The 21,793-nt window shown below is 44.9% G+C and carries 20 protein-coding genes and 2 pseudogenes; 8 read left to right on the plus strand and 14 right to left on the minus strand.

What is annotated here, in order from left to right; genetic code table 11:
• Nucleotides 1-129 precede the first annotated feature (129 nt).
• Nucleotides 130-675 (plus strand): GNAT family N-acetyltransferase, encoded by a 546-nt coding sequence (locus ACED41_RS06280; RefSeq protein ID WP_017060225.1) that lies wholly within the window; start codon nt 130-132, stop codon nt 673-675.
• A 111-nt stretch (nt 676-786) separates the two neighbouring features.
• Here the strand turns inward: ACED41_RS06280 and ACED41_RS06285 are convergent, their stop codons facing one another.
• From ACED41_RS06285 to hinT, 7 genes are all read right to left on the minus strand, one after another.
• Nucleotides 787-2,076: an NAD(P)/FAD-dependent oxidoreductase gene (locus ACED41_RS06285; RefSeq protein ID WP_009847154.1), complete on the minus strand. Its 1,290-nt coding sequence runs from the start codon at nt 2,074-2,076 to the stop codon at nt 787-789.
• A 512-nt stretch (nt 2,077-2,588) separates the two neighbouring features.
• On the minus strand, nt 2,589-3,128 hold the full coding sequence (ycfP, locus tag ACED41_RS06290; RefSeq protein WP_009847155.1) for an alpha/beta hydrolase YcfP: 540 nt from the start codon (nt 3,126-3,128) through the stop codon (nt 2,589-2,591).
• A gap of 108 nt (nt 3,129-3,236) precedes the next feature.
• A complete protein-coding gene (locus tag ACED41_RS06295; RefSeq protein WP_371724659.1) occupies nt 3,237-4,091 on the minus strand; it encodes a phosphotransferase in 855 nt (284 codons plus the stop codon).
• Nucleotides 4,092-4,296: 205 nt separating this feature from the next.
• Nucleotides 4,297-4,887: a penicillin-binding protein activator LpoB gene (gene lpoB / locus ACED41_RS06300; RefSeq protein ID WP_004736264.1), complete on the minus strand. Its 591-nt coding sequence runs from the start codon at nt 4,885-4,887 to the stop codon at nt 4,297-4,299.
• Between the two features lie 86 nt (nt 4,888-4,973).
• Entirely contained in the window at nt 4,974-5,357 is a 384-nt protein-coding gene (locus tag ACED41_RS06305) for a YcfL family protein (RefSeq protein WP_017060222.1), read from the minus strand.
• Nucleotides 5,357-6,748 carry a COG3014 family protein gene (locus ACED41_RS06310; RefSeq protein WP_371720824.1) on the minus strand — a complete coding sequence of 464 codons (1,392 nt, stop codon included), beginning with the start codon at nt 6,746-6,748 and terminating at the stop codon, nt 5,357-5,359. Before ACED41_RS06310 ends, ACED41_RS06305 begins: the two co-directional genes overlap by 1 nt.
• 296 nt (nt 6,749-7,044) lie before the next feature.
• Entirely contained in the window at nt 7,045-7,395 is a 351-nt protein-coding gene (gene hinT, locus ACED41_RS06315) for a purine nucleoside phosphoramidase (RefSeq protein ID WP_017065295.1), read from the minus strand.
• 277 nt (nt 7,396-7,672) lie between these two features.
• On the opposite strand from hinT, the gene ACED41_RS06320 reads away from it, so the two are divergent.
• Both ACED41_RS06320 and ACED41_RS06325 read left to right on the plus strand, forming a co-directional pair.
• The gene (locus ACED41_RS06320; protein WP_371724660.1) at nt 7,673-9,664 is read left to right on the plus strand and encodes a methyl-accepting chemotaxis protein; all 1,992 of its coding nucleotides are present in this window, start codon (nt 7,673-7,675) and stop codon (nt 9,662-9,664) included.
• Nucleotides 9,665-9,861: 197 nt separating this feature from the next.
• Complete coding sequence (locus ACED41_RS06325; RefSeq protein WP_017065293.1) at nt 9,862-11,028, plus strand: DUF1887 family protein; 1,167 nt, start codon at nt 9,862-9,864, stop codon at nt 11,026-11,028.
• Between the two features lie 213 nt (nt 11,029-11,241).
• Here ACED41_RS06325 and udp read toward each other — a convergent pair whose 3' ends face one another.
• From udp to ACED41_RS06345, 4 genes are all read right to left on the minus strand, one after another.
• Nucleotides 11,242-12,000, minus strand: a complete 759-nt coding sequence (gene udp / locus ACED41_RS06330; RefSeq protein WP_017065292.1) for a uridine phosphorylase — start codon at nt 11,998-12,000, stop codon at nt 11,242-11,244.
• A gap of 282 nt (nt 12,001-12,282) precedes the next feature.
• Nucleotides 12,283-14,640 carry a zinc/cadmium/mercury/lead-transporting ATPase gene (locus ACED41_RS06335; protein ID WP_371724661.1) on the minus strand — a complete coding sequence of 786 codons (2,358 nt, stop codon included), beginning with the start codon at nt 14,638-14,640 and terminating at the stop codon, nt 12,283-12,285.
• Nucleotides 14,641-14,793: 153 nt separating this feature from the next.
• A complete protein-coding gene (locus tag ACED41_RS06340; RefSeq protein WP_371724662.1) occupies nt 14,794-16,257 on the minus strand; it encodes an MATE family efflux transporter in 1,464 nt (487 codons plus the stop codon).
• 219 nt (nt 16,258-16,476) lie between these two features.
• Nucleotides 16,477-16,893 carry a CBS domain-containing protein gene (locus ACED41_RS06345; RefSeq protein ID WP_017060213.1) on the minus strand — a complete coding sequence of 139 codons (417 nt, stop codon included), beginning with the start codon at nt 16,891-16,893 and terminating at the stop codon, nt 16,477-16,479.
• 301 nt (nt 16,894-17,194) lie between these two features.
• Here ACED41_RS06345 and ACED41_RS06350 point away from each other — a divergent pair, with 301 nt between their 5' ends.
• Nucleotides 17,195-17,428, plus strand: coding sequence for a hypothetical protein (locus ACED41_RS06350; protein WP_371724663.1), 234 nt, complete (start codon nt 17,195-17,197; stop codon nt 17,426-17,428).
• Between the two features lie 167 nt (nt 17,429-17,595).
• Nucleotides 17,596-17,892, plus strand: a complete 297-nt coding sequence (locus ACED41_RS06355; RefSeq protein WP_029235295.1) for a hypothetical protein — start codon at nt 17,596-17,598, stop codon at nt 17,890-17,892.
• Nucleotides 17,893-17,989: 97 nt separating this feature from the next.
• Here ACED41_RS06355 and ACED41_RS06360 read toward each other — a convergent pair whose 3' ends face one another.
• Complete coding sequence (locus ACED41_RS06360; protein ID WP_081324522.1) at nt 17,990-18,976, minus strand: glycosyl transferase family protein; 987 nt, start codon at nt 18,974-18,976, stop codon at nt 17,990-17,992.
• 167 nt (nt 18,977-19,143) lie between these two features.
• Here ACED41_RS06360 and ACED41_RS06365 point away from each other — a divergent pair, with 167 nt between their 5' ends.
• Nucleotides 19,144-19,752, plus strand: coding sequence for a TetR/AcrR family transcriptional regulator (locus ACED41_RS06365; RefSeq protein WP_017066785.1), 609 nt, complete (start codon nt 19,144-19,146; stop codon nt 19,750-19,752).
• 123 nt (nt 19,753-19,875) lie between these two features.
• Entirely contained in the window at nt 19,876-20,370 is a 495-nt protein-coding gene (locus tag ACED41_RS06370) for a peptidylprolyl isomerase (protein WP_017060208.1), read from the plus strand.
• A gap of 130 nt (nt 20,371-20,500) precedes the next feature.
• Here ACED41_RS06370 and ACED41_RS06375 read toward each other — a convergent pair.
• Nucleotides 20,501-20,617 (minus strand): annotated as a pseudogene (locus ACED41_RS06375) (cytochrome c); the annotation flags it as partial.
• On the opposite strand from ACED41_RS06375, the pseudogene ACED41_RS06380 reads away from it, so the two are divergent.
• Nucleotides 20,615-20,740 (plus strand): annotated as a pseudogene (locus ACED41_RS06380) (MarR family transcriptional regulator); the annotation flags it as partial. The pseudogenes ACED41_RS06375 and ACED41_RS06380 sit on opposite strands and share 3 nt — an antisense overlap.
• 100 nt (nt 20,741-20,840) lie before the next feature.
• Here the strand turns inward: ACED41_RS06380 and ACED41_RS06385 are convergent.
• A complete protein-coding gene (locus tag ACED41_RS06385) occupies nt 20,841-21,707 on the minus strand; it encodes a DMT family transporter (RefSeq protein ID WP_017060207.1) in 867 nt (288 codons plus the stop codon).
• Nucleotides 21,708-21,793 lie beyond the last annotated feature (86 nt).

Here is a 21,793-nt window from a genome sequence, read left to right on the forward strand (position 1 = left end):
CCGATTCGGCTATAATTATATAAATAATTCAATCCGCCCTCCTAGTGAGGGCGTTTTATTAAGTGCTATCTATCTTTATTCTGTACTGACTCTCTTTGCTCAGTACTTACACGTTACTTGGTACGCTCTATGAGCCCTGAATTTCAGATCAACACACAAAATCTTAGCCTTAAAATCATTGAGGCCTCAGATGCTCAAGAATTTTCTCAGCTGGTTAAGTCCTCCCCTAGCTTGCTGCCATGGGTCGACTGGTGTCATAAAGAGTTTTCTATCGTCGAGGCCGAGAAATTTATTCTGGCAACTCGCCTGAACTGGGTGAAAGCCGATGCGTTTGGTTTTGGCATCTTTGAACGAAAAAGCGATAAGTTAGTCGGTATGGTTGCCATTAATGAGCTTTACCACACCTTTAATATGGCGAGTTTAGGTTATTGGGTCGGTGATGACTTTCAAAGGAGAGGGATCGCCAAAGAAGCGATGTTCGCCCTATTTGAATTTTGTTTCGCGCAACTCAAGTTAACGCGTTTGGAGATTGTCTGCGATACCGAGAACCTACCCAGCCAAAAGTTGATCGAGAAGTGTGGCGCTGAGCGAGAAACCATTGCCCAGAATCGATTTCTGTTTAACGGTAAGCCGAAAGATGGCGTGGTTTATTCTGTGCTACCTCCAACGTCTTAACAGCAGAAATGAGTTCAACACCTGCGATAATCCATAATCGACACGATCAAAAAAGAGCTCCGAAGAGCTCTTTTTTATTATCAGCGTAATGCTCTGAGAAGGCTTACCTGATTAGTGAAGCTTTAGGTTTGGACGAAGTACACGGTTAATACGACCAACCAGCATCATCAGTGATGTTTTGATTAAGCCGTGAAGCGCCATCTGGTGCATGCGGTACAAAGAGATGTAAACCACACGAGCAATACGACCTTCGACCATCATCGAGCCTTTCGTCAGGTTACCCATCAAGCTACCTACCGTAGAGAAACGGCTGAGTGAAACTAGCGAGCCTTTGTCTTTGTAGATGTAGTCTTTCAGGTCACGACCGTTCAACTTAGCAATGATGTTGCTGAATGCACAGCTTGCCATTTGGTGAGCCGCTTGTGCACGTGGCGGAACGAATGAACCGTCTGCTTGTGTACATTGCGCCAAGTCACCGATTGCAAAGATGTTGTCATCCAGTGTTGTTTGCAGCGTGTTCTTCACAACCAACTGGTTGATACGGTTGGTTTCAAGACCACCGATATCTTTCATGAAATCTGGTGCTTTGATACCTGCTGCCCATACCATGATTTGAGCTGGGATCTTGTCACCATCTTTGGTTGTTAGGCCGTCAGAATCCGCCTGAGTCACCATCGTATTCGTACGAACGTTCACACCAAGCTTGGTTAGCTCAGAGTGTGCTGCACTTGAAATACGAGGAGGTAGAGCTGGAAGAATACGCTCACCCGCTTCAACTAGGTTTACGTTCAGCTTGCTTGAATCTAGGTCGCCGAAGCCGTAAGTACGAAGTTCTTTAACGGCGTTGTGTAGCTCTGCAGAAAGCTCTACACCAGTTGCACCAGCACCAACAATCGCGATGTCTACCGTGCCTTGACCGTTCTTAGCGTGAAGCTTTAAGAACTGATTGTTCATTTCTGTACGGAAACGGTGTGCTTGCTCTGGGCTATCAAGGAAAATACAGTTGTCACGAACGCCTGGAGTGTTGAAGTCGTTTGACGTTGAGCCTAGCGCCATCACTAGAATATCGTATTCAAGTTCACGGCTTGGCATCAGCAGTTCACCGTGCTCGTCTGTAAGCTCGCTTAGTGCAATCACTTTACGCTCACGATCGATGTCGTTCAGGCTGCCCATTTGGAAATCGAAGTAATGGTTTTTTGCGTGCGCACGGTAGCTTAATGCATCAACACCTTCATCCAGTGAGCCCGTTGCTACTTCATGAAGTAATGGTTTCCATAGGTGGCTTGCTTTACGGTCTACCAGAGTAATCTGGGCACGTTTCTTACGACCTAAAGTGCGGCCTAGCTTAGTGGCTAGTTCTAAACCACCAGCACCGCCGCCTACTACGATAATTTTTGTCACAATGACAATCCTCTACAAAATGAATAAATGGGGTTCGGCTCGATTACTCCAACCGATAAATTCTATGTATCTACTCGGCCTTGAATGCGAAGGCTGTTACAAATTGGGTTACCGCGAAAAAGAATAACGACAGCTCACCGAGTAGTTAGAGGGGTTACAAACAACAAATAATGGTTTGTTGCTTTGCTCACGTGGATATAAAAGGTGACTACCTGAGAGGCAGAACACAAATTATGGGCAAGTTTTTTCACTCGCTCTCAATTTTTTTTGATATTTGTCAAAATATTTTGCTTGGGAACATTATATATAGCAAAAAGATGACCGCAACAAAAAAATCCTTACCCTCAATGAGGATTCGCGACTAATTAGTTAACGTTTGAGCAAACTGATCTATAAATGCACAAACCGACCGATAAAACATATACAACTACTTTATCAATACCAATCTCTAAGATTCAGATGTGAAAAAGCAGCACTCATTGAGCACTGCTTTTATAAAACATCTGGATTGATTAAGCGTTTTTGAACGCTTTCATTGCTTGAAGATGTTGAGAGATCTTTTTGAATTTATGACTCTCTTTTTCGTCCCAGATGACATCATAATAATCTTCTAACGCGGCAGCTGTTTTGGTATTGTCGTGAATCTCATCTTCACGAGAAAGCACCACTAAACAGCGACCTTTGTTCTTCATACGATATTGAGCAACACACTTAGTCGCGATGTCTTCGTACTCTTCCGGACGGTCAATTCGACCTACCATGTTGTTCTCAGGGTGCAGATTCGGGTTGAACACCACCTGCTTAATACCACATAAGAAACCAATACGTTCAGACCAAAAACCACCTAAGCCTACACCACAAATGATCGGATGCGGGTCATCGGATTGCTCTATCACTTTATGCACTTCTTTTAGCAAATGTTGCATATCGTGTTTTGGATGCAAAGTACTGTAGTTGATGAAACGAACGTCATCATCAATGAATTGCAACTGCAGTATTTTTTCGTGATTGCCCGGGCTAGTTGAGTCGAAGCCATGTAGATAAATAATCATTAGTACCTCCTTGTTGAATATTGGTACGTTTTAATTAATCTAACATGAAAAATAAGGTTTTAAAGGGAACACGAACGAAATTATATTTTTCACTTCCTAAACGTGATCCTAGCTACATAAAGTGTGACTCAGCGCCTCTGCTTCACGCAGATAACTTTCATCGCCCCAGAGCTGATGAGCAAGCAAAGACCACAGCATCGCCATCATTTGGCTTCTTGGTAACCATGCTTCTACCCCATCAAGCCAAGGTTGGGCATCATGGATGCCTCGCAGCTGACAGTACTTGTTAACGGCTTCAGCAACTGGTAATCCTGCAACAGCAATGGTCAACGTAAGATCAAGTCTAGGGTCAGCTAATGCTGCATATTCCCAATCAATAATCTTAATCCCATCGCTATTTCTCACTAAGTTATAACCACCTAAATCAAAATGGCACAAAGACAGGTCAACATTTGGGATACTTGGAGCCACGCGCCACTCTTGATAAATCTTGGTGCAGGTTTCAGTCTTATGAATCGAATCAAGTTGCAGCCAGTAATGATCGACTCGCGCTGTGAAACTGAACGGTTGGAGCGGCAATCGCGCGGTGTTAACCAAATGCACCGAGATCAGAGTCTTCAACAAATCATCAAGCTCTAAGCCTTCGTAAAGCGTCTCACCCGCAATCCATTCAACCAATAAGCCTTGCTCATTGACCACTATTGGACTTGGTCCAATACCTAGACGCTCAATTGCGGAAAGCACTTGATACTCTTCATGACGAGAGATAAAGAAGGCTTTGGTGATGGGAGTGATTGGACGCCAAACATACGCAGTGCCATCGGCTAACACCAACTTCCAACATCGATTAGTCAACCCGCCGGTCAGCGTTTGAGTTCTAACAGGTGGCTCAGAAAAGTAACCATCAAGCGAACTCAAACTGGTATCAAGAAGCTTAGCCTCAGACCAAGAAAAAATTGCCATATTTACTCCCTATAAACGTCTTAACTGCCCTATAAACGTCTTCATTTCCCTACAAAAAAGACACTGACCAAAAGCCAGTGTCTCTTCATAAACAGCACATCATGCACTGCATTGGCGTGTGACCAAGCTATGTGTGGCCAAGCTATGCGTTGCCAAGACTAGACGCGGTCAAAACTGGCTGCGTTTAGTTGGCAAGTAAGCGAAATTAAAGGCCTAGTAGGCTCTTGGATTGTTGCTTACGGATTTCAGTCTCGTCAGCCCATTCAATCAAGCCAGACTCAAGATCCATTAGACGCATCGTCATTTTGTAGTAAACGTCTTCGTCGCTACCGTCTTTCTTAACGATGCTTGATAGGTTGCCGTACAGCATGTATTGAGCACCGACCATTTTACCGAATTGAATTGCTGAGCTTTGGTTTACAAGCTCATCATTATTTTGGAAGTTCAATTGGTCACGAACAGACTCTACACGGTCCATATCAACGAAACGGAACTTACCAGAATTCAGCATTTTAGTACTGATAGTGTCAGTGATTGACTCAGTATCGATGTGCTCACTTGTCTTGTTCTTGATTCGCTCTACGAACACGATTGGACGTTGCTCACGAGTAATGTAAGACACTGAACCAGACGCCATCATGCTATCGACCATTTCACCCGCAATCGTTTGAAGGTCAGTTGAACCGAAATCGATTGTCGTGGTTTCTACTGCTTGTGCATCACCGTAGCTTACCTTGTTTGAACAACCGCCTAAAATAACCGCTAAACCTAGTAGCGCAACGACACTCTTTTTCATTTTGTTTCCTCAACTTATCACTGAGCGGGGTTACCCACACTCTTAAATTCTTGTATTTACGAATCATGAGACCCGTTTAATCTAACTTACTGCTCTCGGAACTGGACTCTGAACTGAGTCGCTTTCGGGTTTACCGACACTTCCGACAACGAAATACTTTCAAAACCACGAACAATCGCTTGCTTCCAAGGACCTTGTTTAAGGTTGACCTCAAGCCCGGCATCGTCGTACCAGTAAAAACGATAAAGAATATGTTGATCGCCTTTATAGTTACTGTTTAAACGAACGATTCCTCGCGTATGACCGTCGACCAGATCGGTGCGAATATCTTCAACCTGTAAACGGCTGCCCAATACCTTGTCACCAAAGAAAACGTTCTGAGTCAGACTATCGACCCTTACGCCAGCTGTATTATCAGCACAACCAGCCAGAGCCATAACCGCTGCTAAGCTCACTAACCACTTTTTCATTACAGCCTCCCTAGCTGTTTATGCCACATTGTTGCATTGTTTCCTTGTCGAGAAATCCACACCAAGGTGGTCTGCCCTCCTCGAATATCAAAGTCGTACGTTTTAGCGCCCGCTTCCAACGTATATTGACCGCTGTTTGCTACAAACGTGCTGCTCTTAATCTCTGCAGGTAATGATTGCCAACTACGAGTGTCTGGTTGCTCTGTCAGTGTGTTCCACACGTTGAACAGAATATTACCGACATCATCGCCTTTGGTTGCCTCTTTACGAATGCGATCTTTCGCGACTACACGTAGCGCTTGGCGAATAACAATGCTCGTCATACGTTCAGATAGATCGTTCTGCGCCATCGCGTTTACATCAGTGATCAAATGTTCTTGTAGCGGCTGTCCGCTGATTCGCAAGGCAGAAAAGCGCTCTACGTTTTGACTTGGGTAATATGGCAGCGCAAGAGAGTATATTGCCCCCTGATCGCGACTGTCATAAACAGGTAAATCCAGTCGCCAACTGTCCATAGCTTGTACAGCGCTCTGCTCTTGAAGAACAATCACTCGCCCTTCACCTGCACTAAGTTTAGAAGATTGCTTATAGCGTTTTTCTAACGTCGCTAAATCTTGTCGCATCCCTAAACGAGCGGCTGTTGCCATGGTTCTATCGATGATTTCTTGGTTCTCTGGCATCACAGCCAAAGCACGACGATAGTCAACGTAGGCGCTGTTTAAGTCATTTGACGCTTCATAAAGCAGACCAGACAAGAACATCAGATACGCATTCTGTACTGACTGCAGCTTTTTACCCGCATCAGGGTAATTAGCAAGGATGCTACCCACATTGGCAGACAAGCCTTGCTTCTTCGCATCGCTGGCTGCTTTGTCTAATTCTGCTTCGCGTTGCTTCTTCGCTTGTTCTTGAACTTGGTTGGCGCGACGCATTTCGATCACCGCACCTTCTAAGTCGTTTTTCTTGAGGTAATTTAAACCGAGATATAGATGAAGAAAGCCCAACTCATAATCGGCTGGCACATACTCGGTAATATTGTCATTCACAGCCAACGCACCCACACTGGTTGCACTGTCTGAGATTGAGATCACGGCTTTGCGTTGCTGCTCAGTAACCGCCTGATCAGCCACTTCAAACGAAGCCTTACTCTCAGGGTATTTTTGATCCAGCAGATTAATTCTGCCTCTTTCAAAGTTATCAAGGATGTCGCCTGCCGCGTAATCTGGTAGCTCTTGCTGAGCCTCTGAATAATCTCCAGATTTAACGGCTTGGTAGATCGCTTTGTTTTGTGCGCTGTAATGACTGAACAGGCTTCCTGCAGACATACTCGCACAACCTACGGTCAACGCCGATAACAGGGCAATGGAAGCGAATCTAAACTGTTGCTTCACTTATCGTCTCCGTGCATGTTTAAAATGCCTACTTTATTAGGGTCAGCTGACCTTTAATGGTCTCATTATCAAAACGAAACGCGTTGTAAAAAGGATCTCAAGCCAGTTGAAACCCTACTGATTTAGCCTCTGCCTAAGCGATGCCGACATTCAGACAACAGATAGAACTTAAAGTTGGCATACAAACTACAAATTTTCCAACTAACTACTTGTGTTAACCCACTAATGAGCGCGTTTAAACTAGCTCATTAGCTTTCATTAACTCGTTAGCTTTTCATTAGCTCATTAACTTTTTATTAGCTCATTAATAGGGGGCCAAGTGGACGGCCGCCAACCAAGTGCATGTGAATATGATAAACCTCTTGGCCACCGTGAGAGTTACAGTTCACGATAAGACGATAGCCATCTTCTGCGATGCCTTCTTCTTTTGCTAACTTACGAGCAACAGTAAACATGCGCCCCATCATCGCTTCATCTTCGACTTCAACATCGTTGGTTGTCGGAATCAGCTTGTTTGGGATGATTAGGATATGGCTTGGCGCACGAGGGTTAATATCGCGGAATGCGGTTACTAAATCGTCTTGGTATAGTAGATCTGCTGGGATTTCTTTGTTGATGATCTTAGTAAAAATGGTTTCTTCAGCCATGTTTCTCTCCGATAAAACATTTATTTTTTAATGCTTTGAGTATGCGCTATGCCGCATCAAACCACAATAAATCTGCTTTAAAGCATAATAAAAAACACCGTTCAAATCAAAGAAAACGAGCCTTAGCTCTCAAGAATGGCATGTTGGTTATAACTGAGCGTTATTTTTGACGTATGCGTCATAAAACGCGTAAGCCGAGCTCAATAGAATGCTGACAATTTTGTTAGTTTTACTTTGACCTGACATTAGGTCTGCATTTTTATTTAGGGAGAAAGCCATGAAGGGATCTGTGATCAAGCGTATGTACGCTGGTTTCGCACTGATCATCATCATGTTCGCAGTCACGATAACCATCATGATGAACAGCATGAATCAGATACACAGCAATTTTGAGAGTGTCTCAGAAACCTCATTGCCACTTGTTGCGCTTTCAAATCAAACAAGTGTTCAATTGCTTTCTGCTGATAAGTCATTCAAAGATTTCTTAACCACACAAAACGCTGAACGCATGTCTGCAATGCGTACAGAATTTGCTGCATCACAAAACTCGTTTTCAGAAGTTCTCGGTAGTTTAGAAGCGGCAAGCCAAAACAATGCTTCACTTATTGAACGTATCGCGCAATTAAGAGCAATGGAAGAACGCTACTTCGCCGAAGCTGACGAAGCGATGAACAACTACGTTGCGATGTTCGAAGCGCAAGAACAAGTGCAAAAAGCCTCTCGTGACTTCCAACGTTTACATTCAGAATTAACCGTTGGCATGAAAGAGTACGTCGCCGACCAAAAAAGCATCTCTGTAAAAGTGATGGCAAAGAGCTACTTCATTAAACTGCAAGATGCAGAAGTCATCACCTCTGATGCACTTGCGAGCTCTGATGTTGCCTTCGTTCAGAAAGCCGTTAACCAAAACAAAAAGGCCGTTATTCATCTTAACTACGCTTATCGCGGCCTATCAACACAACTACCAGCACTTAAAAATGTCTTCGATGAGTCGGTTCAGAAGTTCACCAAAGACGTTGGTCAGAAAGGTGGCGTACTAGACAAACACAACAACTACCTACAAGCCAAACAAGCGTTGTACGTGAACATCGCTAACCTAGCTCTAGAAGTTGACCAAGCGATGGCTGTTTTGGACTCATTCAACGTGACCGCTGAAGAGCAACTTAACTCATCACTCGCTGACGCAAGCAGCATCTACGACAAAGGCCTATTCAACGCGATTGCCATTGGCATTGTTGTGACTGTGTTCGCTGCTGCGATTGGTTACCACATTGCACACAGCGTACGAGAGCCATTAACTCGCATCCTCGGTACATTAGAAGGTCTAACTGAAGGTGATATGACTCAGCGTATCGATATTCGCTACGACAACGAATTCAGCCGCGTGAGCCGTCACATCAACACCTTGGCTGACAACCTGCACAATATCCTTGTGAAGTTGAATGATGCTTCAGATGACTTAACTAAGACTGCAAGCGTCAACCAGAAGACGTCATCTGAAACGCAGGCTCAATTGAACAGCCAACGTGAGCAAACCGCGACTGTTGCGACCGCAATGACAGAGATGTCTCATTCTGTACAAGAAGTGGCGAACAGCGCGCAAAGCTCACTCACCATGGTTCAACAAGTAGAATCGGCTTCTGAGTCTGGTCGTCAGATCATGAACACCAACATCAGCACCATTAATCAGCTTGAAGTTCGCCTTACTGAATCAGTGGGCGCTGTAGGCGAGCTACAACAGATGAGTAGCCAGATTGGTTCAATCCTTGACGTTATTCGTGGTATTGCTGAACAGACCAACCTACTTGCACTTAATGCGGCAATCGAAGCAGCGCGTGCAGGTGAACAAGGTCGTGGTTTTGCAGTCGTTGCCGATGAAGTACGAGTGCTAGCACAGAAGACCACTCAATCAACCTCTGAAATCGAGACTATGATCAGCAATCTGCAATCAAGCTCGAAAACTGCAAGTAACGTAATTGAAAGCTGTATGAGCGATATGGACATGTCGGTTCAACAAGCTTCAAGTGCAAACAGTGCGATGGAAGAGATCCAAGCCTTGATTCTAGAGATCAGCCACATGAGTACACACATCTCTCAAGCAGCCGCTGAGCAGAGTGAAACGTCTGGTGATATTGCACGCAACATCGAAGACATCAACCACATCGCAGATAAGAGTTACCAAGCGATGTCTTCAATTGCGGAGGCAAGCCAAAACCTAACAATTTTGGCGAATCAGCAAGGTGATTTAGTACATCAATTCAAACTATAGATAAATGAAGAATCGATAGATATTTAGTGAGATTGTTGAGACTTTTTACCCAATAGTGGTGACTAATTGAGCTAGGGCAACTTTTATCAAGGGTTGCCCTTGTTTTTTATGAGCTTTGTCATTATATGATTATTAAGGCTTGCTGCTTCCCGTTTTTTCTTTCACCTTTATGAGCGAGCCGCTATTAAGGAATTTATATGGCTGTTCATGTTGGCATTATCGATCAAGACCCCATTCGCTTGCTCACCCCATTACTTGATAACCGAACGGTCAGCACTCACATCGTGTTTATCGGTGACAAAAATCAAGTCAGTATGTACAAACGTTTAGACAGCGTTTTGCACAAGCGCGACATTACGAGTGAGTTTTTCGAAATTCCGACCATCGTAAATACATCTGTCATTAAAGAATCTATCCAAACCCTTGCCGAAGACCTCAAAGCACGCGGTCAAGAAGTGAAGCTCAACGCAAGTTGTGGCCTCCGTCACCGCCTACTTTCTGTGTACGAAGTATTCCGTACTTACCACTGGCCAATCTTCGTGGTTGAACCAAATAGCGACAAGCTTTGCTGGTTGTACCCTAATGGTAAAGAAGACGCACAAGTTCAAGACCGCATCACTATCGACGACTACCTAACTGTGTTCGGTGCTCGCGGTGAATTCAGCGATGTTCAGCTGTCTCCGCAACTGGATCAGAAACTTTATGAACTGGGTGAACGTTGGGCAAGTAACGCACTCGAACTAGGCCCTGGCCTTGCGACATTGAACTACCTAGCAACGACCTGCCGTAAAGAACAAAAACTTGATGTAGGCCTATCTGAGAAGCAACAAGGCTATCGCGAGCTCAACATGCTGCTGAGCGATTTGGTTGAAGCTAAAATTGCGACTTACGACAATGGTATTTTGACCTTTGCCAACGAAGACGCGCGCCGCTTCTCAAACGGTGAATGGCTTGAAACATTGGTTCACAGCACAGTTAAGCAGATCCAAGATGACATGCCGACCATTCAAGACCGTTCTTTGAATGTTCAGGTATACCGTCAACTGGGTGAACGTGAGGTTCGTAACGAGCTTGATGTTGCCTCTGTGGTGAACAATAAGCTGCACATCATCGAATGTAAGACCAAAGGCATGCGTGATGATGGTGATGACACCTTGTACAAACTGGAATCGCTTAGAGACCTGCTAGGTGGCCTACAAGCACGTGCAATGTTAGTGAGCTTCCGCCCTCTTCGCCATAACGACATCACACGAGCTGAAGATCTTGGCCTTGCATTGATTGGCCCTGACGAATTGAAAGATCTTAAAACACACCTAACGGCATGGTTTACAGCTGCGGGTGGCAGTGAAGATCTAGAGTACTAAAAACCAATAAGCTCATGAGAGCTCAATGCTCTTAAGCAGATTGTTAAAAAGGCGAATGACGATTAAGTCACTCGCCTTTTTTGTTGTCTATTTTCTCTATTGATTACTTTCAGACGGCACAAAAAAATGGCCGTATCATACGATGCGGCCATTTTCAAAATTTAATGTCACTTGAAGACTTAATGCTCTCTAAAACTCAGAGCACTTTAAGACTTAAAGCATTTTACGAGCGGCTTCTACAACCACTTTGATTGAACGTGCTTCTGTTACTTTTAGAGTGTCGTGATCAGGCGTCTCTTTTTGAGTACGGTTGATGATTACACCAGCAACACAACCTGCTTTCAGACCAGAACTTGCACACATAGTTAGCAGTGTTGCAGATTCCATCTCGAAGTTTAGAACGCCCATGTCTTGCCATTCTTGCATAGAGCCTTGGAAGCGCTTAACAACGCGACCAGAGAACGTGTCGTAACGCTCTTGACCTGGGTAGAACGTATCGCTTGATGCCGTTACGCCCATGTGAACTGTTGCACCTGATTCATCAACTGCCGCTTTCATTGCTGTTGCAACTTCAAAGTCAGCCACTGCTGGGAACTCCATAGGAGCAAAGTGTAGGCTAGCGCCGTCTAGACGAACAGAACCTGTAGAAACAATCATGTCACCCACGTTTACGTGAGGTTGGATAGCACCAGTCGTACCAACACGTAGGAAAGTGCGAACACCAAGTTGAGCAAGCTCTTCAACTGCGATAGAAGTCGATGGACCACCAATACCTGTTGAACATACAACAACTGGTTTGCCGTCTAGCTCTGCGCGGTAAAGCGTGTATTCACGGTGACTAGCAAGGAATACTGGGTTCTCCATCTCTTCTGCAATTTTTTGCACACGAGCAGGATCACCAGGGATGATCGCAAGAGTAGCACCGTTAAGATCTGCTTCAGTAACACCTAAGTGGAAAACAGCTTGAGACATAGTTCGCTCCTTTTGGCTTATTGGGCTTTTTACCCTTATTTAAGCTCATAGTAAATTCGTGGGGTACGAACACACTCTAACCAAGCTCATTACAAAATGAAGTGACACATGTCACATGAATGATCGCAACAATAATTCAAGTTTCACAAAAAACCGATTGGCATCACAAAAATAAGCAATCCGCACGCCTATGTTGCATACTAATGAGACAAAAAGCGCCTTTAACGTATTACCGCTAAAGGCGCTTTTATATTAAGAATGCTCTATGTCGGTGAGCTCGATTTAGTCCGCTTTAGATTTAAATCGAAGCAGACGCAATGCGTTCAATGTCACCAATGCAGTTGCACCACTATCCGCTAAAACTGCCACCCACAAACCGGTAATACCTAACAAGCTTGTCACCAAGAATACGACCTTCAAACCAAGCGCAAGGGCTACGTTTTGACGGATGTTGTTCATGGTCGCTTGCGACAGTTCAATCATCGCTGGCAGCTCAGTTAAACGGTTATGAGTCAGTGCTGAATCCGCCGTTTCCAAAGCGACCTCCGTACCACCACCCATTGCGATGCCGACATTCGCCGTTTTCATTGCTGGTGCATCATTAATGCCATCACCGACCATCGCCACGTGCGACTGTTGAGATAACTCCTCAACGTAAGATACCTTGTCGCTTGGCAATAGGCTTGCCTTGTACTGCATACCAATCTTGCTACTGATCGCTGCTGCACTGCGCGGATTATCGCCGGTCAACATGATAGATTGAATACCTAATTCATTAAGTCGTTCAATCGCAAGCTTAGCGTCACTGCGTAACGTATCTTGCCAAGCAATCAGACCAATCACCGTCGTAGCTTGCTCTGTTGATTCTTCTTGATCTTTAACCTCAAGAGCAACCACAACCGTCTTGCCCTCACCTTCTAATGCTTCTACCTGAGAAACCACATCGGCACCAAGTTCGAACGTGACTTTAGACGGTGACAGAACCTGATACTTAACACCATCAACATCCCCTTCAACACCACTACCAATCAACGCTTTCTTGTTGTGTGATTCAGGAATCTCAATATTCAGGTCTTTTACTTTAGCGACAAGTGACTGCGCCAACGGGTGAGTAGAGCCAACTTCAATCGCCCCAACCACACGCAGCATCGCGTCTTGTTGCCACCCCGATAGAGGTTGAATATCCGTAACCTGAGGCTTACCTTCGGTCAGTGTGCCTGTCTTATCGAAGGCGATGGTTTGGATTTTACCAAGCTGCTCTAGCGCTGCGCCGCCTTTAATGAGCGCGCCACGTTTCGCTGCTGCTGCTAAGCCAGAGGTAATCGCTGCAGGAGTCGAGATAACCAAGGCACACGGACAAGCAATCAACAATAGCGCTAGGCCACGGTAAACCCATGTTTCCCATGGCTGCGCAAACAACAATGGTGGTGTGATGATGACCAACAGAGCCACTACCATCATTAACGGTGTGTACCAACGGCTGAACTTATCGAGGAATCGCTCTAGTGGTGCTTTACGAGACTCTGCTTCTTCAATCAGATGAAGAATGCGATCGATCGCGTTCTCACCCTGTTTTGAAGTGATGGTGATACGAACCACTTTATCGACCACCACAGCGCCAGCCATGATGCTATTGCCTTCGATGTGTTCAACAGGAACAGATTCACCGGTTAACGCACTTTCATCAAAGCTTGCCGCGTCTGTAATCAATTGGCCGTCAGCAGGTAAACGAGAGCCCGCGGCCACTTCAATCACATCACCTGGAACCAGTTCACTGACTGCTACTTCTACACGCTCGCCGTTGATGATCTTAGTCGCGTTTTCTGGTACCAATGCCATTAGAGCTTGAACGCCACTTCTTGCTCTTGATGAAGCAAACGCTTCTAAGCGCTCACCAATCAAGAACAACAATAGAACCATCGCTGCTTCCGCAGTTTCGCCAAGGTACAAAGCACCCAGCGCGGCAACACTCATTAAGGTTTCAATAGCAAACGGTGTACCTGAACGCGCCAGCTGAACCGCTTTCTTCGCCACCGGATATAAACCAAGCAGACAAGTTACCGTAAACAAGCCTTCGCTTAATTGAGGAGAGGTACTTTTCAGAAGCGCCGCAAACAGCATTGCCGCTGCAATCGCGATAATCTGTAAATTAGGTTGGATATAAGCTTGCCAAAAAGTCTCAGGTTGTTGTTTTTCTTTCTTTGAACCGACTTCCGTAAGAGGGAAACCCGTTTTGATAGAGACCTGTTCAATGGTGTCAGCAAGGCTTTCATTATCGAATTTCACAACCAGCTTTTCGGTAGCAAAGAGAACCTTCGCTTGAATAACACCGTCAATATTGCTGATCGCGTTTTCTATTTTTCTTGCACAAGCTGGGCAGTCCATTCCGGCAACCAGCCAACTTTTCGAAAATTTGGCATCGAGAGATAAAGTTGAGGACTGACTGTCTTCTTCTCCACTATCCGACGAACTACAACAATCATCTCCAGACGATGACGAAGCAGCAGAAGAGCTACAACAACCAGATGAAGTACCTGCTGCTGTGATGCTTGAAATTTTAGGGCTAGAGCAACTTGCTCCTGCCGCTTGAGGTTGAACGTCCACTTTTGCTGAGCGGCACGCTGCATGTTTTGCGCACATAATGTATCTCCTTAATACTCAAAAGCCTTGAGGTTGTTGCTAACTTACGAGCAACAGAACCTTAAGTTCATCAAAAGTATAAACCTTGGAGGCTACTCCAAGGTCAAGAAGAAGTTTTCAAGAAAACAAAAATATTATGCCAGCGCCGATGGCTTACTGAGATTTAAGCTCCGCACACTCTTCACGGTTAGCGGATACATCATCAATAAGAACCGCATCGTGTGAACAGAATGGCTGAGTGTTCAAGCTGACAATCGACACATCATCTTCCACTGGATCAACTTGAGATCCTTGCATCAGTTCAGCGATATGATGTCGAAGCACCAAGATACCTAAAATTCCGAACAAAACATTACCCAAAGCTTGACCATAGAGAACACCCAAAGCGCCATACCACTCCGAACCTAGATAGACGAACGGCAGAGTACCTAACGTCGCTTTACCCAAATTCAATGCTGTCGAGTAAAGCGGTTTACCTAGGTTATTAAAAGAGGTGTTGGCAACAAATAGTGCACCGTTAAAGGTGAAGGTTAACGCCACATAGGTACAGAAAGCCGCCACAATGATTGCTGCATCACCTTGTAAGCTAAAGCCTTGAATGACATAACCTTGAACGAAGTACAACAGAATACAAACAGCGATGGTGTATGCCGTAGTAACCAGCAATGAGTTATTGAGTGTTTCTTTTACTCGGTCCATGCGTTCAGCACCAAAGTTCTGACCAATGATTGGCCCCACAGCGCCAGACAAGGCAAAGATAACCGCAAAACAAACTGGCGTCAGACGACCTATCACGGCAAAGCCCGCGACAAAATCCTCACCATATTGTGCGATACCCGTTGTTACAATCGCATTACCGATAGGCGTTGCGGTATTGGTGATAATCGCAGGCAGCGCAATCGCCAATATTGGTCGAATATTAATGCGCCATTGCACAAAAGAAGGCGGAGCTACCAGCTGATGGCTGCGAATAAGAGGATAAAGCGAAAAGAATAGCACCGAGAAACGAGCGACAACCGAAGCGATAGCCGCCCCTTCGATGTTCCAACCAAAACCAAAAATAAACAGAGGATCGAGAATCGCGTTAACAATGCCGCCAGACAAAGTTGCCCACATCGAACGCTTAGCATCACCTGCCGCTCTTAAGCCCGCACCCGCTGCCATCGCTAACGCCAAAAATGGACCACTAGGTAGCAAAATCTGTAGGTAAGCTTGAGCGCGTTCGGCTGCAATGCCTTTGGCGCCTATCGCGGCTAGCAGCTCTGGAATATAAGCGAACATGATTGCAGTTATGGTTGAACTGATAACAAACGCAGTCAGCATGATACTGGTGCTTAGGTTTCGAGCGTGCTCTTGATTCTTGGAGCCGATGGCTTTGGACACTAATGCGCCCATGGCAATGGAAGTACCGATAGAAACGGAGGTAGAAAAGAAAGTCAGCGTACCTGCAAATCCTACCGCAGCAGCCAATTCAACCTGTCCGAGCATACTGATAAACAGCATGTCGAGCAGATCGACCACAAATAACGCCATCAAACCGACAGAGCCAGCCCCCGACATCACCAATATGTGGCGCATCGTTGAACCTTCAACAAACTTTGCCGTTTGATTTGACATGAAACCTCCAAAAGTTGGAATACCCAAGAGCTAAAGCCTAATCAGCTGTTCAACTGTTCAACTGTTCAACTGTTCAACTGTTCAACTGTTCAACTGTTCAACTGGCTAGGGATCCAAAAAGAAAGGATCGACCAAGAAAAGCGCTATACAGAAAAAAGGCGCTAGTGCGCCTTTTTTCAATTGAGAGTATTGAGAAAAATAATCGTTCTTAACACGCTACTATACCTGATGTTTGAAGCATTCTTCCAAGTTCTTGCCAATTGCTCTCAAAACATCAGTTCTGGTGATAATACCCACCAGTTTTCGATTATCGATCACAGGGTATGCTTTAGGTTTTCCAACCTGCATCATGTCCGCCAATTCAATAATGGATAAGTCAGGTGACACCGACAGCACTTCTTGGTACATACAGTCACCCACAAGGTGTGTGTCTTGGCAGAAGTAACTGACCTTCACAAGTTTCTCGAGTAAATCCTGCTCTGAAAGGAAGCCAATCACTTGTTCGTTATCATCGATTACGGGCCCACCCATATGGTGGCTACGCATCACTTTGTCTAACGCTAGACTTAACGGCATATCAGGAGTAAATGTCACAACCTGCTGCGTCATGTAATCTTTCACTTTAATAGAATGCATTGCGTTCTCCCTAAATACTTTGCGTCATATATTTTCTATCTTGTTAAGTTAATTGTTGTCTAAAATCTTGATTTTACTAAATGGATTTCAACAATTTTATTGATAGGCAAAACCTAACAAGACAAAAAAGTGAGACAAACAAAGGGTTGAGCACGTTTTCGAACGCCAGAAAAAAGAAAAAAAGAGCCCTTACAAAGCCTTACTTTCCCTTGCTTAACCTTACTTAGCCGAGCTAGCCTGCGTAAATAAACCCTGTAATCTTCACCTCACTAATAATTAGAAATCCCGTTTTAGGAAGTTTATGCAACACGACAACAACATGTACGCGTATATTTACGCAGGTAACGACGGCACGGAAAACACACTCATCGCCACTATCGATAATCAAGAAAAACCGCTGATATCAAGCTCCGTTGATGAGATAAAACGCATGTCATGCTTAGCCATTGATTTAGCAGCAAAACACGACCTAAAAGTGAAGCTGGTGAAATATCAAAGAGAACAAGAGATCGACTTCGGCCTATTCGTTAAATAGTGAATCCGACACTGATTTGGTTAATCTCTAACTGGCAGCCATAGTAGCATTAGCAAGCGCAATAGCCGTGAATGGCTGCCGAATTCGACCTGACAAGCCTAACGGGTAAAGGCTATAATGATCAGACGGCGCCCTTGCCGATTTTCATTGTCCAAATACGGTTTACTATGTCTTCCCAAACCCCACCTAAAACGTATCTAACGAATTCCTTATCTAAGTTAAAAAGCTACTTTAGTGAGTTATTGGATTTCCAATCACGCATTTGGGTGGTTCATATCTTTGAAGACTCTATTACCGATCAGTCGTTTGTGATTAATGAAGATGGCTTTAAAGAACCGCTAGAGTGGATGAAAAAACGTGATTACCAAGCGAGAATGCTTGATCGTGTTGATAAGATGAAAATCTCACAGGTGATTGAGATTCAGTTCGAAGACAAAATGCATCGCTTGATGCGAGTGAAGTAGCTTTATTGTTTGGGCGTTCACGAAAAGCCCTTGCTAGAAATCAAGTATAAAAAGGCCAGCGCTCGCTGACCTTCTCTCATTGATTACAAACCACCATCTAACGCGCACAATACTCATGCCACAGGCGCACCGCTTTCTGGTATGCCTCAGTTTTATCGTGCGTTTCTGCAAAGAGAATGGCTGTCATGCTGTCGACAACGGTATTCGCCATTAGCGCCATATCTTCAGCCGATGTGCCAAGTACACATTGACTAGGAAGTGGCAGCTCTAGGTTCATCATCTCTTCCCAGTAGAACGATTCGACTTTGTCAGGAGAGCTCATCCATACCGTTTGGCTAACTTTAGGATTATATTCCGACTCACCGTTCATCCCTTTGAATGAAATCACCGAGTGGGATTTATTTCCGATAACATGCTCAACTTCCGCATGAAGTTGTGGAAAGCCAGGATGGAAACTGCCACGCAGACCTAAACGGCCACCACCAGGATTCAATGCTCGAACTACCGTGTTAATTGGTGTTCTCAAACCGTAGCGGTGTTTCCAACCAATCATGGTTTGTGCTTCGGGCGCAAAGTTAGCTAGCGGTAAATAAGCAATGCCGTCTTGTTCAAGAATCGACTTAGCATGTTCAGGGCTCTCAGCACTTTGCACACCGACATCTTGCAAATGGCTTTCAACGTGCGTCCTACCGCTCGGCTTATCCATATAGCCATGCATTAACACTTTATAGCCATTGTCAGCTAAGATTTTTGCCGCCAACAAGTTCCAAGGCTTGCCACTGGCGTTATCGTTACGCTTACCTGCATAACACGGCCAATCAATATCAGCGCCTAAATCTGGCACTCGAGATTGAAACGCTTTTACAAAGCCAGCGATCTCTTCATTGGTTTCATTCTGCACACGAATCAACATCAGTAGCATAGCCATTTGGTCGTCACCGACTTCTCCGCTTAAATACTCATCCATGATGCGGTAGGCTTGTTCGAACGATAAAGGCTTACGCCCTCTTTCTCCTCGTCCAACTGTACGAATACACTCTAAAATACTACTCATTGATTGTTTATTCTCTTCCGTTGATATCAATAAAATTCGAATACACTTTCGATTCTATGATACCCACCGTGCATTGCAAAGCGATTCAGTTGCTCTCGACCGAATTACCAATACGCGGATTGGTGTTCTAAAAGTAAACTTACTGGTGTAAAATTAGCGTATGTAATGCTAACCGCGACATATTGAGTAGTATCCCGATGACTGTAAAAAAAACGCTGAGCCAAAGAAAACGTGAATCGATCGTTGCCGCTGCTATCGCAGAGTTTACTGAGCATGGCTACAAGGCCACCAGCATGGATAAAATATCGAGTCGCGCAGAAGTATCAAAGCGTACCGTATACAATCACTTTGCCAGCAAAGAACTGCTTTTAGATGAGATTCTAGACAGCATTTGGAGCAAAACTCTGGCCGCAACGCATTTCCCATATCAAGCAGAACTGCCACTTGAAGAACAGCTTTCCTCGATAGCCAATCAAGAGCTTGAGTTACTTGAGTCTGAAGGCTTCATCGACCTGTCACGCGTTTTGTTCTCAGAGTATTTCCATAACGCAGAACTGGCGCATCAAGCGATGGAAAAATATTCCCAAGCAGAAAGTGGACTTACAACCTGGATTAAAGCCGCGTTGGCAGACGGTCGTTTAGTAGAACTAGACCCACAATTCGCCTCCACGCAGTTCATTGGTCTGCTTAAGTCTTTTGCGTTTTGGCCGCAAATCATTGGTCATGTGCCGTCACCGGATGCTGCACACAAGCAAGTGCTCATTACTTCAAGTGTCGAGATGTTCCTTAAACAATATCAGGCGTGATTTTGGTGGTTGACGAGAATTCAACCACAATAAAACCATCACTGGTATCCGCTGTTATTTTCCCTATACTGCAACCCACTTTCGTCATTACGACTCAGTAAAACTTCAACTTTAGGTAGCCCTATGATTACTTTCACCACCAACTTTGGCGATATCGAGATTGAACTGAACCTTGAAAAAGCGCCAGTAACGTCGAAAAACTTCCTTAAATACTGCCAAGACGGTTTCTACGAAGGCACGACATTTCACCGTGTTATTGAAGGTTTCATGATTCAAGGTGGTGGTCACACTATCGACATGACAGAAAAACCAACTCGCGCCCCAATCGTCAACGAAGCAAACCGTGGTTTGAAGAATGTGATTGGTTCTGTGGCAATGGCTCGGACTGATGCACCACATTCTGCAACGGCGCAGTTCTTCATCAACCTTGATGACAACGATTTCCTAGATCACACCTCAACAACCAATGCTGGCTGGGGTTACGCGGTATTCGGTAAGGTTTCAGCAGGTATGGATGTGGTAAACAAAATTGCGAAAGCACCAACAACCATTCGCTGGGGACACGAAGATGTGCCTTGCGAAGATATTGTGATTACAAAAGTCACTATTCGCGACTAATTCATTCACGTCCTTTCCCGCCCCTAGTGCATTCGAATTGATGGCATAAAGAAAAGAAGGCTGTGCGATAGGACTATGGTGGTAAGGGTTCGACTTTACCACCTGTATTTAAAGCTCGTTGTTAGAATAGTTACCAGCGAGAACGATAAGTACGGTGACACCCTTTGCACGTCTTATTCGCAGAATTTAACCCTTGCTCTGCACTCGACAAGTCTTGTTCAACACTCGCCTGATAAGGCTCAGAAAAGCACTTGAAGAACAACTCGTTCCTATCCCCGTTCGTTTAAACAAAGAGTTGATGAACGAGTTAGATGCTGAAGAGCAACAACAAATGCTCAAGCTACTTCAGAAAGTAGTCGCGGCAATCTGATCTTACCGCGTTCACTGCTTAGCAAGCTTAGTGCTTAGAAATTATTACACTCTGAACGTGTATTGAAAAACAACCCACACTCGGCCTTGCGCCGTGTGTTTTATTTTCGTCTCGACCATTTGATATAGCAAAATAGTGAAGCAATGATCACCGCCCCACCGAGCAGCTTCTGCATCTCTACACTTTCGCCAAGCACACTCACACTTAACAGCAGCGTCCACACAGGCTCAAGAATCATGATCAATGCCGCCACTTCCATGTTCACGGAGTGCTGACCGACCGTTTGTAGCAAGTAACGAATAGACGTTGCGATCACCGCAGAGACAATAAACCAGAAGACTAAGGTTTTGGTGATTTCGAACTCCGGCTGAGCTGTCATAGAAGCAAAGGCTAAACCACTCACACCCACCACAAACAGTTGCACACAGATTGATGCGATAGGCTTGATATTGGTAATCACACGCTTGTTCATCACAAAGTGAACAGACAACAACATCGATGCTAGTAAGAAATAAATCTGACTCTGCTCAACATGCCAGCCGTTACCCAAAGTCAGCAACAGCATGCCAATAATCGCGATCGGGAAAGACATCCAAAACGCGCGATTAGGCTTAACTCGAAACAAAATCCAAGACACAAACGGTGCAATGATCATGGCTAAGCTCATGATGAATGCCCCTTCCGACAAGCTTTCAGTCACCGAAACTGCAAACACCCATACCTGCAATGAGGCAGACAACAACAAACCCACGCCGCAAAGAGACAGAATCTGCTTAAACGAAAGCTTACGAATATGGTGAATACAAAATGGCAGAAGAATAAGACTCGCGACGAGGAATCGCACACCAATGAACACTGGCCCAGGCATTTCTAATACCACCAGCTTAGATGCAATCCATCCCACCCCAGCTAGCAGGGTGGCAAATAGAAGGTAAAGCTCTCCGCGCATCGCTTTCACGTTCATCATTTTACTTAGTCCAATAACAAAAAAAGCAACCCGACTCTGCAAGGTTGCTTTTTATAAACATTCAACAGGATCGAGATACTATCTCA

The sequence above is a fragment of the Vibrio sp. 1F255 genome (assembly GCF_041439145.1).
In the GTDB taxonomy this organism is placed as follows: Bacteria; Pseudomonadota; Gammaproteobacteria; order Enterobacterales; family Vibrionaceae; genus Vibrio; species Vibrio crassostreae_C.

Coding starts and splice junctions, on each gene's coding strand:
- ACED41_RS06320 (WP_371724660.1), top strand. CDS start 7,673: ATGAAGGGATCTGTGATCAAGCGTATGTACGCTGGTTTCGCACTGATC.
- ycfP (WP_009847155.1), bottom strand. CDS start 3,128: ATGATTATTTATCTACATGGCTTCGACTCAACTAGCCCGGGCAATCAC.
- ACED41_RS06305 (WP_017060222.1), bottom strand. CDS start 5,357: ATGAAAAAGTGGTTAGTGAGCTTAGCAGCGGTTATGGCTCTGGCTGGT.
- ACED41_RS06370 (WP_017060208.1), top strand. CDS start 19,876: ATGATTACTTTCACCACCAACTTTGGCGATATCGAGATTGAACTGAAC.
- ACED41_RS06335 (WP_371724661.1), bottom strand. CDS start 14,640: ATGTGCGCAAAACATGCAGCGTGCCGCTCAGCAAAAGTGGACGTTCAA.
- ACED41_RS06385 (WP_017060207.1), bottom strand. CDS start 21,707: ATGATGAACGTGAAAGCGATGCGCGGAGAGCTTTACCTTCTATTTGCC.
- ACED41_RS06325 (WP_017065293.1), top strand. CDS start 9,862: ATGGCTGTTCATGTTGGCATTATCGATCAAGACCCCATTCGCTTGCTC.
- ACED41_RS06350 (WP_371724663.1), top strand. CDS start 17,195: ATGCAACACGACAACAACATGTACGCGTATATTTACGCAGGTAACGAC.
- ACED41_RS06340 (WP_371724662.1), bottom strand. CDS start 16,257: ATGTCAAATCAAACGGCAAAGTTTGTTGAAGGTTCAACGATGCGCCAC.
- ACED41_RS06295 (WP_371724659.1), bottom strand. CDS start 4,091: ATGGCAATTTTTTCTTGGTCTGAGGCTAAGCTTCTTGATACCAGTTTG.
- lpoB (WP_004736264.1), bottom strand. CDS start 4,887: ATGAAAAAGAGTGTCGTTGCGCTACTAGGTTTAGCGGTTATTTTAGGC.
- ACED41_RS06345 (WP_017060213.1), bottom strand. CDS start 16,893: ATGCATTCTATTAAAGTGAAAGATTACATGACGCAGCAGGTTGTGACA.
- ACED41_RS06365 (WP_017066785.1), top strand. CDS start 19,144: ATGACTGTAAAAAAAACGCTGAGCCAAAGAAAACGTGAATCGATCGTT.
- ACED41_RS06355 (WP_029235295.1), top strand. CDS start 17,596: ATGTCTTCCCAAACCCCACCTAAAACGTATCTAACGAATTCCTTATCT.
- udp (WP_017065292.1), bottom strand. CDS start 12,000: ATGTCTCAAGCTGTTTTCCACTTAGGTGTTACTGAAGCAGATCTTAAC.
- ACED41_RS06280 (WP_017060225.1), top strand. CDS start 130: ATGAGCCCTGAATTTCAGATCAACACACAAAATCTTAGCCTTAAAATC.
- hinT (WP_017065295.1), bottom strand. CDS start 7,395: ATGGCTGAAGAAACCATTTTTACTAAGATCATCAACAAAGAAATCCCA.